Annotated in this window: 12 protein-coding genes and 1 pseudogene; 7 read left to right on the top strand and 6 right to left on the bottom strand. The window is 52.5% G+C overall.

Annotation, left to right across the window (positions count from 1 at the left end):
- Positions 1-192: 192 nt before the first annotated feature.
- From trpCF to ACFOE0_RS10545, 4 genes are read right to left on the bottom strand one after another with little or no spacing between them, the layout of a single operon-like run.
- Positions 193-1,584, bottom strand: a complete 1,392-nt coding sequence (trpCF, locus tag ACFOE0_RS10560) for a bifunctional indole-3-glycerol-phosphate synthase TrpC/phosphoribosylanthranilate isomerase TrpF (protein ID WP_248935828.1) — start codon at positions 1,582-1,584, stop codon at positions 193-195.
- Positions 1,581-2,657 carry an anthranilate phosphoribosyltransferase gene (gene trpD / locus ACFOE0_RS10555; protein ID WP_248935827.1) on the bottom strand — a complete coding sequence of 359 codons (1,077 nt, stop codon included), beginning with the start codon at positions 2,655-2,657 and terminating at the stop codon, positions 1,581-1,583. The genes trpCF and trpD overlap by 4 nt, the downstream gene beginning before the upstream one ends.
- Entirely contained in the window at positions 2,657-3,259 is a 603-nt protein-coding gene (locus ACFOE0_RS10550; RefSeq protein WP_248935826.1) for an aminodeoxychorismate/anthranilate synthase component II, read from the bottom strand. Before ACFOE0_RS10550 ends, trpD begins: the two co-directional genes overlap by 1 nt.
- Positions 3,256-4,836: an anthranilate synthase component 1 gene (locus ACFOE0_RS10545; protein WP_248935825.1), complete on the bottom strand. Its 1,581-nt coding sequence runs from the start codon at positions 4,834-4,836 to the stop codon at positions 3,256-3,258. Before ACFOE0_RS10545 ends, ACFOE0_RS10550 begins: the two co-directional genes overlap by 4 nt.
- Positions 4,837-5,352: 516 nt before the next feature.
- On the opposite strand from ACFOE0_RS10545, the gene rnm reads away from it, so the two are divergent.
- The 6 genes from rnm (at position 5,353) to ACFOE0_RS10515 (ending at position 10,211) form a co-directional block, all read left to right on the top strand.
- A complete protein-coding gene (gene rnm / locus ACFOE0_RS10540) occupies positions 5,353-6,213 on the top strand; it encodes an RNase RNM (protein WP_248935824.1) in 861 nt (286 codons plus the stop codon).
- Positions 6,210-6,830 carry an L-threonylcarbamoyladenylate synthase gene (locus ACFOE0_RS10535; protein WP_248935823.1) on the top strand — a complete coding sequence of 207 codons (621 nt, stop codon included), beginning with the start codon at positions 6,210-6,212 and terminating at the stop codon, positions 6,828-6,830. Before rnm ends, ACFOE0_RS10535 begins: the two co-directional genes overlap by 4 nt.
- Positions 6,831-6,900: 70 nt before the next feature.
- On the top strand, positions 6,901-7,689 hold the full coding sequence (locus tag ACFOE0_RS10530; protein ID WP_248935822.1) for a segregation and condensation protein A: 789 nt from the start codon (positions 6,901-6,903) through the stop codon (positions 7,687-7,689).
- Entirely contained in the window at positions 7,689-8,282 is a 594-nt protein-coding gene (gene scpB, locus ACFOE0_RS10525) for an SMC-Scp complex subunit ScpB (RefSeq protein WP_115137938.1), read from the top strand. The genes ACFOE0_RS10530 and scpB overlap by 1 nt, the downstream gene beginning before the upstream one ends.
- A complete protein-coding gene (gene rluB, locus ACFOE0_RS10520; protein ID WP_248935821.1) occupies positions 8,275-9,153 on the top strand; it encodes a 23S rRNA pseudouridine(2605) synthase RluB in 879 nt (292 codons plus the stop codon). Before scpB ends, rluB begins: the two co-directional genes overlap by 8 nt.
- Before the next feature lie 131 nt (positions 9,154-9,284).
- Positions 9,285-10,211 (top strand): exo-alpha-sialidase, encoded by a 927-nt coding sequence (locus tag ACFOE0_RS10515; RefSeq protein WP_248935820.1) that lies wholly within the window; start codon positions 9,285-9,287, stop codon positions 10,209-10,211.
- A gap of 41 nt (positions 10,212-10,252) precedes the next feature.
- Here ACFOE0_RS10515 and ACFOE0_RS10510 read toward each other — a convergent pair.
- A pseudogene (locus ACFOE0_RS10510) lies at positions 10,253-11,122 on the bottom strand (alpha/beta hydrolase).
- 146 nt (positions 11,123-11,268) lie between these two features.
- The gene (locus ACFOE0_RS10505) at positions 11,269-12,615 is read right to left on the bottom strand and encodes a DEAD/DEAH box helicase (RefSeq protein WP_248935819.1); all 1,347 of its coding nucleotides are present in this window, start codon (positions 12,613-12,615) and stop codon (positions 11,269-11,271) included.
- A 180-nt stretch (positions 12,616-12,795) separates the two neighbouring features.
- Between ACFOE0_RS10505 and rssA the strand changes: the two genes are divergently transcribed.
- Positions 12,796-13,743, top strand: coding sequence for a patatin-like phospholipase RssA (gene rssA, locus ACFOE0_RS10500; RefSeq protein ID WP_115138150.1), 948 nt, complete (start codon positions 12,796-12,798; stop codon positions 13,741-13,743).
- Positions 13,744-13,800 lie beyond the last annotated feature (57 nt).

Genomic DNA, 13,800 nt, shown 5'->3' with positions numbered 1-13,800 from the left:
ACAGGGAAAGTGCTCATTTATGATTTATAAACTCCGCGCTTTCTCCTTGAACTTGAGCGATTTGGCTGCGCCTTAATTTACTGGTATTCGTTACTTGGCTTGCCATATCACCCAATTTCTACTTGAGCCTGGGCGATTTGGCTGTGCCTTTAATTCATTGATATTTGTTATTCGGTTCGTTTTGCTCAGCGTCTAATACAATCTCAGGGCGCTGAAGGCTTGCTCGATTAATTCCGGATCTTTGATGCCTGGCATGGACTCCAGACCTGAGTTGAAATCCAGTGCCAGAAATCCTGCGCCATCTGCGTCTTTGGCATTACCGGCATTCAGGCCGCCTGCCAGCAATGCGCTGCTTTTATTTGGCAGGCTCTGCTGCCAGTCAAACTGCTCTCCACTGCCGCCAAAGCCCAGTTGGCCCTTGCTGTCGTAAAGCAGGCGATCACAGCTTTGAATAAGTTCATCCGGGCAGTTGCCCACTTCACCCGAGTCAGTATCGACACTGACTGCTTTCCAGACCTGGGTGGCGCCTGGCAGCAGCGTTTTAAGCTGGGCAATTTCATAGAGTGTTTCCTGACCGTGCAGCTGCACTGCTGCAAGCCCAAGCGTATTGGCGTACCCGGCAATCAGCTCTGGGCTCTGGTTTACAAACACACCCACCAGTGCCAGCCTTTGCTCAGCCTGTGCATTGGCGGCTGCAAGTGATTGGGCCTGCTCCAGAGTGATTTTGCGTTTGGATCTGTCAGCGAAAATCATGCCGCCATAAACTGCGCCTGAGCTGGCTGCGGCCTGCATATCTTCAATTCTGGTCAGGCCGCAGACTTTATGCTCGCCACGAATAAGTTTGCGGCAAGCCATATCCAAATCGTCCTGAGCCATGAGTGAGCTGCCTACCAAAAAGCCTGCCACCAGAGGACTTAAGCGTCGGACATCCTGATGGGTGTAGATGCCGGATTCGCTGATCACCAGGGTGCCAGCCGGAATGCGTGGCGCCAGTTCTTCTGTGGTGGCGAGATCTGTACTTAGATCCCGCAGGTTACGGTTATTGATACCAATGATGCGAGCATCCAGTGCAATGGCGCGCTCAAGCTCCTGCTCATTGCTGACTTCGGTCAGAATATCCAGTTGATATTTGGCAGCCTCAGCGGCCAGGCTCCGGTACTCCTGGTCATCCAGCACGGAGAGCATCAGCAGGATAGCGTCGGCTCCCTGATGGGCAGCCAGTTGCACCTGATAGGGAGAGACAAAGAAGTCTTTGCACAAAATAGGCTGGTGGACTAATTCCCGTACTTGCGGAATGTAGGCCATATCCCCCTGGAAAAATTCTTCGTCGGTCAGCACCGAAATCGCACTGGCGTGACGGCGATAAATGGATGCGATTTGGGCCACATCAAAGTCATCACGAATGAGTCCCTTGGATGGGCTGGCCTTTTTACATTCCAGAATAAAGCCTGCAGCAGGGGCGGCCAGGGCATCATATAAGCTGCGGTCTGAAATTTTGGGCTCAAGCGCTTCACCAAAGCGTGCTTTAAGGGCGTCGATATGTGCGGCCTTGGTGTCGACAATTCGGGTCAATACATTGCTCATGCCTGCTTCTCCTGAGCGATAGTGGCTTTGGTGTTGTCATCGATGTTGGCTAACTCCTGCAGCAAGCTCCAGGCTTTGCCGCTTTCCAGGGTTGCCAGTGCCTGCGCCGTACCTGTTTTAACGCAAGGAGCCAGACCGCTCAGGTACAGGGCACAACCGGCATTGATGGCCACGGCATTGGTATGAGCCTGCTCGCCATTGCCTTGCAAAATTGCCTGAGTGATAGCGGCATTCTCTTCCGGCTCTCCACCTTCCAGATCTTTGATTTCAGCGCTTTCAACGCCAAAGTCTGCCGGGGTCAATGTGTATTGGCAGAGCTTGCCATTTTTAAGCTCAACCACGGTCGTCTCACCATGCAGGGCTACTTCATCCAAACCGCTGCCATGAACCACCATGGCACGGCTGACGCCCAGTGCTTTAAGGGTTTCGGCAATGGGCACCAGCAATTCATTTGTGTACACACCCAGCAGCATAAAGTCAGGGCTGGCAGGATTGATCAGCGGTCCCAGAATATTAAACAGGGTGCGGGTTTTCAGCTCCTGACGCACAGGCACCGCATGCTTTACGCCTGCGTGGTAGTGAGGGGCAAACAGGAAACACAGGCCCAGCTCTTGCAGGCATTTGGCTGCGGTTTCAGGGGACATGGTCAGATCGATACCAAACTTGGCCAGTAGATCCGATGACCCTGATTTGCTGGACACACTGCGGTTGCCATGTTTGGCGACCTTGGCACCACTGGCTGCAGCAACAAAAGAGGCGGTTGTGGAGATATTGATGGTGTTGTAGCCATCGCCACCTGTGCCGACGATATCAATAATGCCGGACACCTCGTCGGTTTTGGGAAAAGGCCTGGCGGCTGCACGCAAAGCGCTGGCGGCCCCGGTTATTTCATCAATGGTCTCGCCGCGCATCTTCAGGGCAATCAACATAGCTGCAATATTGGCCTGGCTCATTTCGCCCTGAATGAGGGAGGAAAACAGTGACTGGCTTTCGGCTTTAGTCAGACTTTGACCCTGGTACAGCTGCTCCAGCAGGGCTTTTTGTTCGAACAGGCTTTGCTGAGATTGTGCCATCACAGGCCTCCTTTTACTTCTGACTGACTCTTCAGGTAATTGAGTGTTTGCACCAGCAACTGGCTACCGGCAGTGGTTAAGATGGACTCAGGGTGGAACTGGAAGCCCACTGATGGATGCTGCTGATGACTGATGGCCATAGGCAAACCTTCCGTAGTGGCGATAATCTCCAGACAATCCGGGACCGAGGTAGCCACCAAAGAGTGGTAGCGGGCTACCGGCAGCGGGGTAGGCAGACCATCAAATAACGGGTTGCCATTGTGGATGATATTGCTCGCCTTGCCATGAACCACGAACGGCGCGCGCCCCACAGTGCCGCCATAATGCTCAACCAGTGCCTGATGGCCTAGGCAAATCCCCAGAATGGGTAACTTGCCAGCAACTTTATTCAGCAGTTGCATCATGCAGCCAGCCTGATGAGGGGCTCCCGGACCGGGAGACAATATCAGGGCGGTGGGATTGGTCTCTGACAGCAGTTTGTCCGTCAGAAAGTCCACATCGATCTCGTTACGGTAGATCACCACCTCACAGCCAAGGGAACGGAATTGATCGACCAGGTTGTAGGTAAAGGAGTCGAAGTTATCCAGCAGATAGAGTTTCACAGGCCACCTCCCTGCTTGATGGCATTAATAACGGCCTGAGCCTTTTGTCTTGTTTCGTCGGCTTCCAGTTGTGGCACTGAATCAAATACCACGCCGGCACCGGCCTGAATATGCGCTATGCCGCTTGCAACAAATGCGCTGCGGATAACGATACAGGTATCCATATCCCCCAGGCCGTTTAAGTACCCTACTGCGCCGCCATAGCTGCCCCGACGCTCACCTTCACACTCACGTACCAACTGAGAGGCTCTGACTTTGGGAGCGCCCACAAGTGTGCCCATATTCATACAGGCCTGATAGGCGTGCAGGGCGTCCAAGTCATCTCTCAGCTCTCCGGTGACCCGGCTTACCAGGTGCATCACATGGGAGTAGCGGTCGACTTTCAAAAGCTCGGCCACTTTGCGGCTGCCTGCGCGGGCAATACGCGCAATATCGTTACGGGCCAGGTCCACCAACATCAGGTGTTCAGATAGCTCTTTCTTATCTAATCTGAGCTCAAGCTCAATGCGGGAGTCCAAATCGGCATCAATGCTGCCGTCGAGTGCTTTGCCACGGGGGCGGGTACCGGCAATGGGGTATACCTCAACCTGATTGGACTGAGCTTCATATTTCAGCGCGCTTTCCGGCGATGCGCCGAACAGAGTGAAATCTGGTCCACGGAAATAGAACATATAGGGGCTGGGGTTGCTGGCCCGCAGCGCCCGGTAAGCGCCAAGAGGATTTGGGCAGGGCAAGCTGAAACGGCGGGATGGCACTACCTGGAAAATATCACCGGCGACAATGTGCTCTTTAAGTTCATCAACTCTGGCACAGAAATCACTGTCGCTGATATTCACGCTCAGTTCGGCTGTGACGGGATAGATTTCCTGGGCCGGGCAATGAGCTTTGGCTTTGTCGATAAGGTTGGCGGTGCGATTGGCCAGCTTACCGAGGACCAGATCGTCACGGGTGAAAGCATGGGTAATCAGCTCGGCAGACGCTTGTTGATGGTCAATCAGCAGCAGGGTTTCAGCAAGGTAGAAGAGGTAATCAGGACAGTGGTTAGCGCCATTGGCAGTGGCAGGCAGGGGTTCGACCGTATCTATCAGGTCATAGGCCAGCACGCCGCCGAGGAAGAGATCTTCAAAGGCATCCACGCCGCCTATCTCTTTGACCAGCATCCGCAGCCCTTCCAGTGGCGAACAGGCTTTTAAGCGGGAGTCTTCATCCATGACGCCGGTTGGCCGCACCAAAGTTACTGTCAGTGTGTCACCGTTTTCGCTCTTGCTCGAGCCCGGGAACTGCTCAGTGTTGAAGTAAGCGGCGATAGGGGCGAACAGGGCGCGGCCATTGCCACTTAAGGCGGTGAAGGTTAAGCGGTAGCCGTCGGCGCGGATCATCAGAGCCGCATCTGTCATCACCAGGCTTTTTAAATGATCCTTGGTGTCGATTTCGGCAGATTCCAGCAGCAGGGTGTTGGCGCTGTCATTGCACAAATGCTGGTACAGACTCAGTGGATCACTGTGATAGCTTATCGCCTGCTTTTGGGTAAAAACGTCGGGAAATGTAGGGAGTCCCGTATTTTCTGTGTTTTTCATCTGTCTATCCTGTTTTCGCCAGTCTTGCTGACCTTTTGACCTGCTGCCTTGCGGGTCTTTTTGTAGATGCAGATTTAACTCAGATACAAAAAAGGCCCGCATTGTGCGGGCCTTTTGTCGAATTCTGTCTCAGTTAAATGAGTGCAGCACAACACACTACCCGCAAGTTGGATAGTGCCACCACCAGTTATTGTTAACGATGAAAGTATGCTTGTTCATTTAACGTGTCATCTCTGTTGTCTATGCCCTATAGAAAAACCAATCGTGGAAACTTTGTCAATTGAATAATGCTCATTTTTAACGATAACTGCTTTTTTCTTCGGCAAAGTGAGATTTTGGCAAGCTTTGCCTGTAAAAACAGACCTGAGATTTACCCTCTGAACTCTGAGTATCTGCTACCGCAATTACACTGCAAACCCGATATTTGTGCAGCCTACCTGTGACCGGCTTTAGTGAGTTTGTCTGACATTAGCTAAGTTCGCGCTTTTCCTGAAAGAAAAGAGTACAATTGCCACCATGACAACAGATACCTTACTGGCTGATTTACACAGCCATACCACAGCATCCGATGGCCGTCTGGCTCCAGCGGACCTGGTTGCCCGTGCGATTGAGCAGGGCGTGCAGATGCTGGCAATTACCGATCACGATACCGTTGACGGTTTGGGTGAAGCTCACCAATACAATAATGCCCAAAGTGAGCCTCTTAATTTGATTAATGGCGTTGAAGTGTCCACCCGTTGGAATCATTTCGATATCCACGTAGTGGGACTGAATGTCGATATTCACCATCAGCCACTGCTGGATTTTCTGGAAAATCAACGGAGCTTGAGAGAGGAACGCGCCCGTGAGATAGGGGTGCGTTTAGCCAAAGCTGGCATTGAGGGCGCCTATGAAGGGGCTAAATCACTGGCTGGGGATGCCGCCATCAGTCGTGGTCACTTTGCTCGTTTTTTGGTGGAGCATGGTCATGCACCTGACTCCATGGCGGTATTCAAGCGCTTCCTTGCCCGGGGAAAAACCGGCTACGTACCCAATAACTGGGCGGATATTCCCACAGCGATCGAGATAATACATGACGCTGGCGGCGTTGCTGTGATGGCTCATCCAAGTGCCTATAAACTCTCGGCGAAATGGCTTAAACGCTTGCTGAGAGAATTTAAAGAAGCCGGTGGTGATGCCATGGAAGTGGTCATGGGGCAGCAAACATTGGATGACAGAACCAATCTGGCTGCACTCAGTATTCAAAAGGGATTGCTGGCCTCTGTGGGCAGCGACTTTCATTTCCCCGGCCGATGGATCGAGCTGGGCAAAAACTTATACCGGCCTCAGGGACTCTCCTGGGTCTGGGAATCAGAAAAATGGGAAACCAGATCATGAGTCAGTTTTTCTATGTACATGAGGTCAATCCTCAGGCCCGTTTGATTAGCCAAACGGTGAATATTCTTCAAAGCGGCGGTGTTATTGTTTATCCAACCGACTCGGGTTACGCCCTGGGCTGCATGATTGGCGATAAAGGCGCGATGGAACGTATTGCCCGTATTCGTAATATCAAGCATGACCACAACTTTACCCTGATGTGTCAGGATTTGTCCGAGCTCTCCAATTACGCCCGGGTCGACAACCAGGCGTTTCGCTTGCTTAAACACTGCACCCCGGGGCCTTACACCTTTATCTTTAAAGGCACCAAGGAAGTTCCCAAGCGCCTGCTTAACGATAAGCGCAAAACTATCGGTATTCGTGTGCCGGACAATGTGATTGCCCGTGAACTGCTGGAGGCCTTGGGTGAGCCAATGCTGTCCACCAGTTTGATTATGCCGGGTCAGGATTTTACCGAGTCAGATCCTGAGGCAATTCGCGATATGCTGGAGCATCAGGTGGATGCCATTGTGCATGGCGGTTATTTGGGTGAGAACCCAACTACCGTGGTGGATCTGTCTGAAGGCGAAGTGGAAATTATCCGTGAAGGCGCTGGAGATCTGACCCCATTTCTTTAAGTTCAGATAGCAGGTATAATCGCGCGTTTGGCGATAAAACGCCTGATTGCAGGTTAACTTTGGAGAGCTCATGCAGAGCGTACAACAAGTCTTACCATTAGCTGTTGTTCGCGGCGAGCCAATATCCGAGCTGCCCGCAGACCTGTTTATTCCTCCGGAGGCGCTGGAAGTTTTCCTGGAAGCCTTCGAAGGACCGCTGGATCTCTTGCTTTACCTGATCCGCAAGCAAAAGCTGGATGTGGTGGACTTGCCACTGCAACAGATTGCGGCTCAGTACCTGGAATATATCACTTTGCTGACCGACGCCAGAGTAGAACTGGCGGCGGACTATCTGGTGATGGCGGCGACGTTGGCGGAGATTAAATCCCGTTTGTTGCTGCCCAAAATGGTCACAGAAGATGATGAGGAGCTGGACCCAAGAGCCCAGCTGATTAAGCAGCTGAAAGCCTATGAGGTGATTAAGTATGCCTCTGAATCTCTGGATGCTCTGCCACGAATGGAGCGGGACCTGTTCCAGGCCAACGCCAAGGTGGGGCCTGGGGTAAAACCAGAAATATTGCCGCCGGACGTGACGCTGGCTGAACTGGCCAGAGCCTTTGCCGGAGTGCTTAAACGCATTGAGCATACCGCCCATCATGAGGTGAAACGGGAAAACCTGTCGACCCGTGAGCGGATGAGCCAGATTCTGGCGATGTTGGATGGCGAGAATTTTATCCCTTTTACGTCTTTGTTTAAGGCGCAAGAGGGCAGAGCTGGCGCCGTGGTGACCTTTCTGGCACTGATGGAGCTGGTTAAAGAGTTGCTGGTGGAGCTTTACCAGCGCGAACCTCTGGCTATGATTTATGTAAAGGCGCGCTGATGCAGATTAATGCCGAGCAGCTAAAGCAACTGATTGAAGCCTGTTTGTTTGTGCAGGCCAAACCTATCACCCTCAAGGAACTGAGGGAAACTGTACTGGCACCTTTCAGTGTGTCCAGAGAGCGTATCCGGGCCGCAGTAGAAGAGCTGCAGCAGGATTATCTTCCCCGTGGTGTGCAACTGGTGAAAGTCGCCGGTGGCTACCGATTCCAGAGCCGGGAAGAGCTCAGTCCTTACCTGCAGGTACTTTGGCAGGAAAAGGCGCCCAAATATTCAAGGGCGACACTGGAGACACTGGCTGTGATTGCCTACAGACAACCTGTGACCCGCGGCGATATTGAGCAGGTTCGCGGCGTCGCCGTAGGCAGCCATACCATCAAGGTGCTCTCTGAACGGAATTGGATCCGTGTTGTGGGCCATAAAGAGGTAGCGGGCAGACCCGCTCTCTATGCCACCACCACGGAATTTTTATCATACTTTGGCCTGGATACCCTGGCGGATTTGCCCCCGCTGACTGATCCTGAGTCATTGGCTGCCCTGTTTTCCAACCGGGAGCAGGCAGCAGAGCAGTTAGAAGAGTCTACTAATGAGTGAAAAATTGCAGAAAGTCTTGGCCCGCGCAGGCCATGGCTCCCGTCGTGAGATGGAGGCATGGATTGCTGCAGGACGAGTTAGTGTTGACGGACAAATCGCAAATTTGGGTGACCGTATCGAGGCTGACGCCAAGGTACGTATAGATGGTCGTGCAGTTTCTCTGAAGTCTGCCGACGACATCGTGTGTCGTGTATTGGCTTACCACAAGCCTGAAGGTGAAATCTGTTCCCGTAAAGATCCAGAAGGTCGTCCTACCGTATTCGACCGCCTGCCCAAGGTGCGTGATGCACGCTGGGTAGCTGTAGGTCGTCTGGATATCAACACCTCAGGTTTGTTGCTGTTTACCTCTGACGGTGAACTGGCCAACCGTTTGATGCACCCATCCAACGAAGTTGAGCGTGAATACGCAGTACGTACCTTTGGTGAAGTCACTGAAGCGGCCGTGCAGCGTTTGCGTGGCGGTGTAATGCTGGAAGATGGCCCTGCCCAGTTTGATTACATCAAGGCTGCCGGAGGTGAAGGTATCAACCAGTGGTGGCACGTAGGCCTGCGTGAAGGTCGTAACCGTGAAGTGCGTCGCCTGTGGGAATCTCAGGAGATCCAGGTCAGCCGTCTTATCCGTGTTCGCTACGGTATGATTGAGCTGCCAACCACACTGCCTCGCGGCGGTTGGATGGAGCTGCCATTGGAGCAGGTCAACTATCTGCGTCAGTTGGCGGGCATGGATCCTGAAACCCGTACTCTGCTGGGCGCTGACAAGCACAGTGTTGCCCGTGCCAAGGTACGCAGTGCCAAGATTAAACGTGCGGTACGCAAGCACAAAACCACAACCGGTAAGCCACGTCAAAAGCCAAGTCGCCAGCGCAGCTAATCTCTGCTGACGATAAGCTTAAGGCTTTATCCTGTTGATTAAAAAGGTCGCATTTGCGGCCTTTTTGTTTTTCAGACAGACTGATAACAGGACTCGACACTGTTTAAACGGCCAATTGCCCAGGGATGAATATGAAACTCCAGTCTGTTGCTTGTATCTGGGATAAAGGTGAGCACAACGCCTTTACCGACCTGTGCCGTTTTCAGGGCCAATTTTACTGTATTTTCCGCGAAGCCAGCGTCCATGTGAGCGATGAGGCCGACTTGCGTATTCTTCGTTCTGATGATGGAGTTGATTGGCATTCTATTGCCCTGCTCAAGATGCCAGGCAAGGATTTACGGGACGGAAAACTACTGGCTCAGGAAGCCAGATTATTGGTTTATGGCGCAGCAGTAGACCGCAGTGACAGCGCTGATCCACATAACTGTCTGGAGTCCTGGGTGTGGCAAAGCGCTGATGGTGTTGATTTCAGTGAACCTGAGATAACCATTTCAGACAATAACTACTGGCTGTGGCGGGTAAGGCAAGCCCAGGATGAATCGGGCTTTTATGGCGTAGCCTATCGAGCTGGACCGGAAGGGGATGTTCGTCTGTATCACAGCGACAATGGCCTTGACTTTGACGGTGCTGTTGCGCCCTTAAATTCATCCGGTTATGTCAATGAAGCCGATATGCTGTTTGAAGATGGCAAGGCTGAGATCCTGCTCCGCCGCGACCCGGTATGGGGCCCGGAATTTACGGGTCTATTGGGGACTGCGGACGCTCCATATCAAGAGTGGAGCTGGCTTGAACTGAGTTGCCGTATCGGCGGCCCTGTGATGTTTGAGTGGCAAACAAGGTTATTTGCCGTAGTGCGCCTCTATGACGATAACGTCAGAACCTCTTTGGTGGAAATCGACAGAGTCAGCGGTGAGGTCACCGAGCATCTGACACTGCCCTCAGGCGGCGATACCAGCTACGCAGGAGTGGTGCTTGAAGGCAATAGGCTCTACATCAGCTACTACTCATCCCATGAGGATAAAACCAATATCTATTTTGCTACGGTTGCCTTGGCTTAATCTAACTGGGGCTAACCGGGAACTGACGTCCATAAGTTTGTTTAGCGAGAGCTGGTATACCCATAATGTTCGAGGAAATCCTGCAGTGAGCTAAAGCCATCCTTTACAAACTCTGGGTCCGGGTCGAAATTTCGCTCCTGAACCTTCAGATTTCGGGTGAGTAGGTGCCCCACGCCAGGATACAGTTTTAATTCACAATGGCTCTTTAAGTCAGTCGCCTTTTGACAAAATTTACGGGCGCCGGATGTTGGTGTGAGTGTGTCCTGTTCCCCCTGAATTATCATGCTGGGTGCGATGGAAGATGTCAGCGTATAGACAGGTGAGTAATCAGCGACTTTAGCTTTTCCTGCCAGCAAACCTGCAAACCAGTTGTCATGTTCCATATCCAATGCCGGCGACCAAAGCAGTAAAAGATCTGTGCCGCCATTTTTATACTTGCCCTCCTTATTACCGCAACCTCTGGTCGCAGTCATCGCGGCCAGGTGGCCACCGGCGGATACCCCAAAGGTAGCGACTTTTTCCGGGTCTACCGGCCACTGGGTTTGGTTACGAACCTACTTCAGGCTATCGCAGATATCCTGCACTGCATCTATAGGGGTGATTTCACCTTTGGTCAGTCGGTATTCCACTGCGACAGCCAGGATTCCCTGGTCTGCGAATTTCTTTGCTGAGTCAAAAGTCCAGGCTGCTTCTCCGACAGTCCAGCCACCACCATGGATAGTGAGAATAGCGGGTAACGCTTTATTGTGAGGCTCAGAGGGAGGAAACAGATACAGGGCAATCTGATCACCATCCTGAGTGGTGATTGTTTGTCGCAGCGGGGGATTGTTAGCAGCCAGACAGGAGCTGAATAAGGCCGCCAGAATCAACAGCGGCGAGCATTGTCGGAACCAACGAGTTATCTGCTTCATAGGCATTTAAGCAACTGATGAAAGATAAGTTCAGGCTAACAGCAGGATGGCGTCATGTCTCTCAGCCAAAAGTGTTTGCCGCTGAGCTTGATTGGGCGCAGATACAAAAAATCCCCGCCGGGCGGGGATTTTCTATTCAGGGATGATTACTCATCATCATCCATAAAGTCGAGATTCGGTTTGGCCTTTTTACGCATTGGCGCATCACCCACATCCACACCTGTGATAAAGCGTTTGTCGCGCTTGGGTGCCGGTTTATCACTGGCTTTTTTGGCAGGGCGCTTGGCCGCAGGCTTAGCTGAACCTTTCTTGGCTGCAGCCTTCTTTTGAGGGGTGTCTTTCAGGCCGCTGAACTTAGGCTCAAGACCGGGCAGGGTGCTGAAGTCAAAAGTCTTGCGCATAAATACCTGCACTTTTTTAAAGCTCATCCAGTCTTTTGGGCCCACCAGAGAAACAGCATCACCTTTGGCACCGGCACGACCTGTACGGCCGATGCGATGTACATACTCTTCAGCAAACTTGGGCATATCAAAGTTCACAACCAAAGAGACGTTGGCCAAATCCAGCCCGCGGCTGGCCACATCTGTGGTCACCAGGATCTGCTGCTGACCGCGGCTGAAGCTGTCCATAATCTGGTTACGGGCGCTTTGTTTCAAATCGCCACTCAGGGCGGCGGTAGAGAAGCCCTGCTCAGACAGTAAGGTCGCCAGACGGTCAGTATCACCCCGGGTGGCGGTAAACAGAATCACCTGTTTGTGCTGCTCCTGCTTGAGCAGTTCCATCAATACCGCTTCTTTGTGGGTCAGGTTGTCACACAGGAAGATACGCTGGGTGATATCACCATGCTCTGTGTGGCTGGCTCCGATAGCGACGTGCTCAGGTTGTTTCAGCAACTGGGCGGCGATTTCATTAACCTCTTCATGATCCAAAGTGGCAGAGAACATCAGAGTCTGACGACGTCTGTGATCTGCAGCTTCATGAATGGCTTTCAGCTGGGGGGCAAAGCCCAAATCCAGCATACGGTCAGCTTCGTCCAGTACCAACAACTCCAGACCATTCAGGTAGAGTTGCTTTTGGAACAGATGGTCGGTCACACGACCCGGAGTACCCACAATAAAGTGTGGATCTTTGGCCAGGGCTTTGGCCTGATCGTTGAAGTTTTCCCCACCGAGAATTGATACCGCCTTGTATTGGGTATTGGCGATCAGCAAACGCAGCTGGCTGTATACCTGGTGCGCCAACTCCCGGGTTGGCAGCAGGATCAGTACACGGGGATCCCTCTTTGACAGCGCCTTGGTGGAAATGACTCTCTGCATGGCCGGCAGCAGGAACGCCAGTGTCTTACCTGAGCCCGTTTTGGATGATGCCATCAAGTCACGGCCGGACATGGCCACAGGAATGGCTTGTTCCTGAATTGGGGTAGGGGTGCTGAGACCCATGTGCTCAAGGCTGGCCAATAAACGCTTGTCCAGAGAGAAATCGGAAAATTGCAAAGGTGTACTCCTATAAATTTGACGCGCTATTGTATACCCAAACCGTGACAAGGGGTATGTACCGGCAGAATTTTCGCACCTGACAATATATGTTGTCATCCTGCTGACTTGGTGGTGACTCAGCATCTGCGTATACTGCGTCCCCTGTTAGATCGAACAAAGAGATAGGAGAACTTGCCTGTGAGCGAACAAAAACCGCTGACGATAGGACTGGCTCTGGGGAGTGGCGCGGCTAAAGGCTGGGCCCATATAGGGGTGCTGAAAGGGTTGGCGAAGCTGGGGATCTATCCCGACAAGGTCGCTGGTTGCTCGATTGGTGCCTTGGTTGGCGCAGCTTATGCCAATGACAACCTGGAAGAGCTGGAGTCCTGGGTAAGAGGATTTTCTCACTGGGATGTTCTGGGGCTGATGGATTTAAGCTGGCGTAAGGGTGGGCTGATTGGAGGCGAGCGGGTGTTCAATGTACTCGAGTCTCATATTGGTGACGTGCGTATTGAAGATCTGAAGTTACCGTTTACTGCCGTGGCGACCGACCTGTATTCAGGCCAGGAGATCTGGTTCAGTGAGGGGGAACTTCGTCATGCGGTGCGGGCATCCTGCTCCATGCCGGGCATTCTGTCCCCGGTTCAACAGGGAGACCGTTGGTTGGTGGATGGCGCAGTAGTGAATCCGGTTCCAGTGTCTGTTGCCCGAGCTATGGACGTAGATGTCGTTATCGCGGTTGACCTGAGTGGTGAGCGTCGCCGTCGAATTCAGGCTGTACCTGTGAACCTGAAAAGTGAGCAACCTACTGAAGCTGAGCTGGTCAAAGCGGATGAACACAGTGCTACCGGCTTTACAGATTTGTTGGCCAGAGGCCGGGACTACCTGACCGGGCTAACCGATGTATTCACCAGCAAACCTAAACAAGACCCTGGCATGCTGGCGGTAATGTCTCAGTCTATGGATATTCTGGAGCAACGGCACAAGCGTGCCCGTCTGATGGGCGACCCACCGGATGTCTGTATTCTGCCCAAGGTGTCTGATATTGGGATTATGGAGTTCCACCGTGCAGAAGAGGCGATCGCTGCCGGTGAACAAGCTGTACTGAAAGCCCAACACCAGATTGAAGTGGTACTTGGTAAGTAGCATCACAAATAACTGGCTACAAAAGGCTACGTTAGTCGCCATATCAGCATCGGCTGA

The sequence above is a fragment of the Shewanella submarina genome (assembly GCF_042646185.1).
Classification (GTDB): domain Bacteria; phylum Pseudomonadota; class Gammaproteobacteria; order Enterobacterales; family Shewanellaceae; genus Shewanella; species Shewanella corallii.
This window is presented reverse-complemented; position numbering and strand designations above follow the sequence as displayed.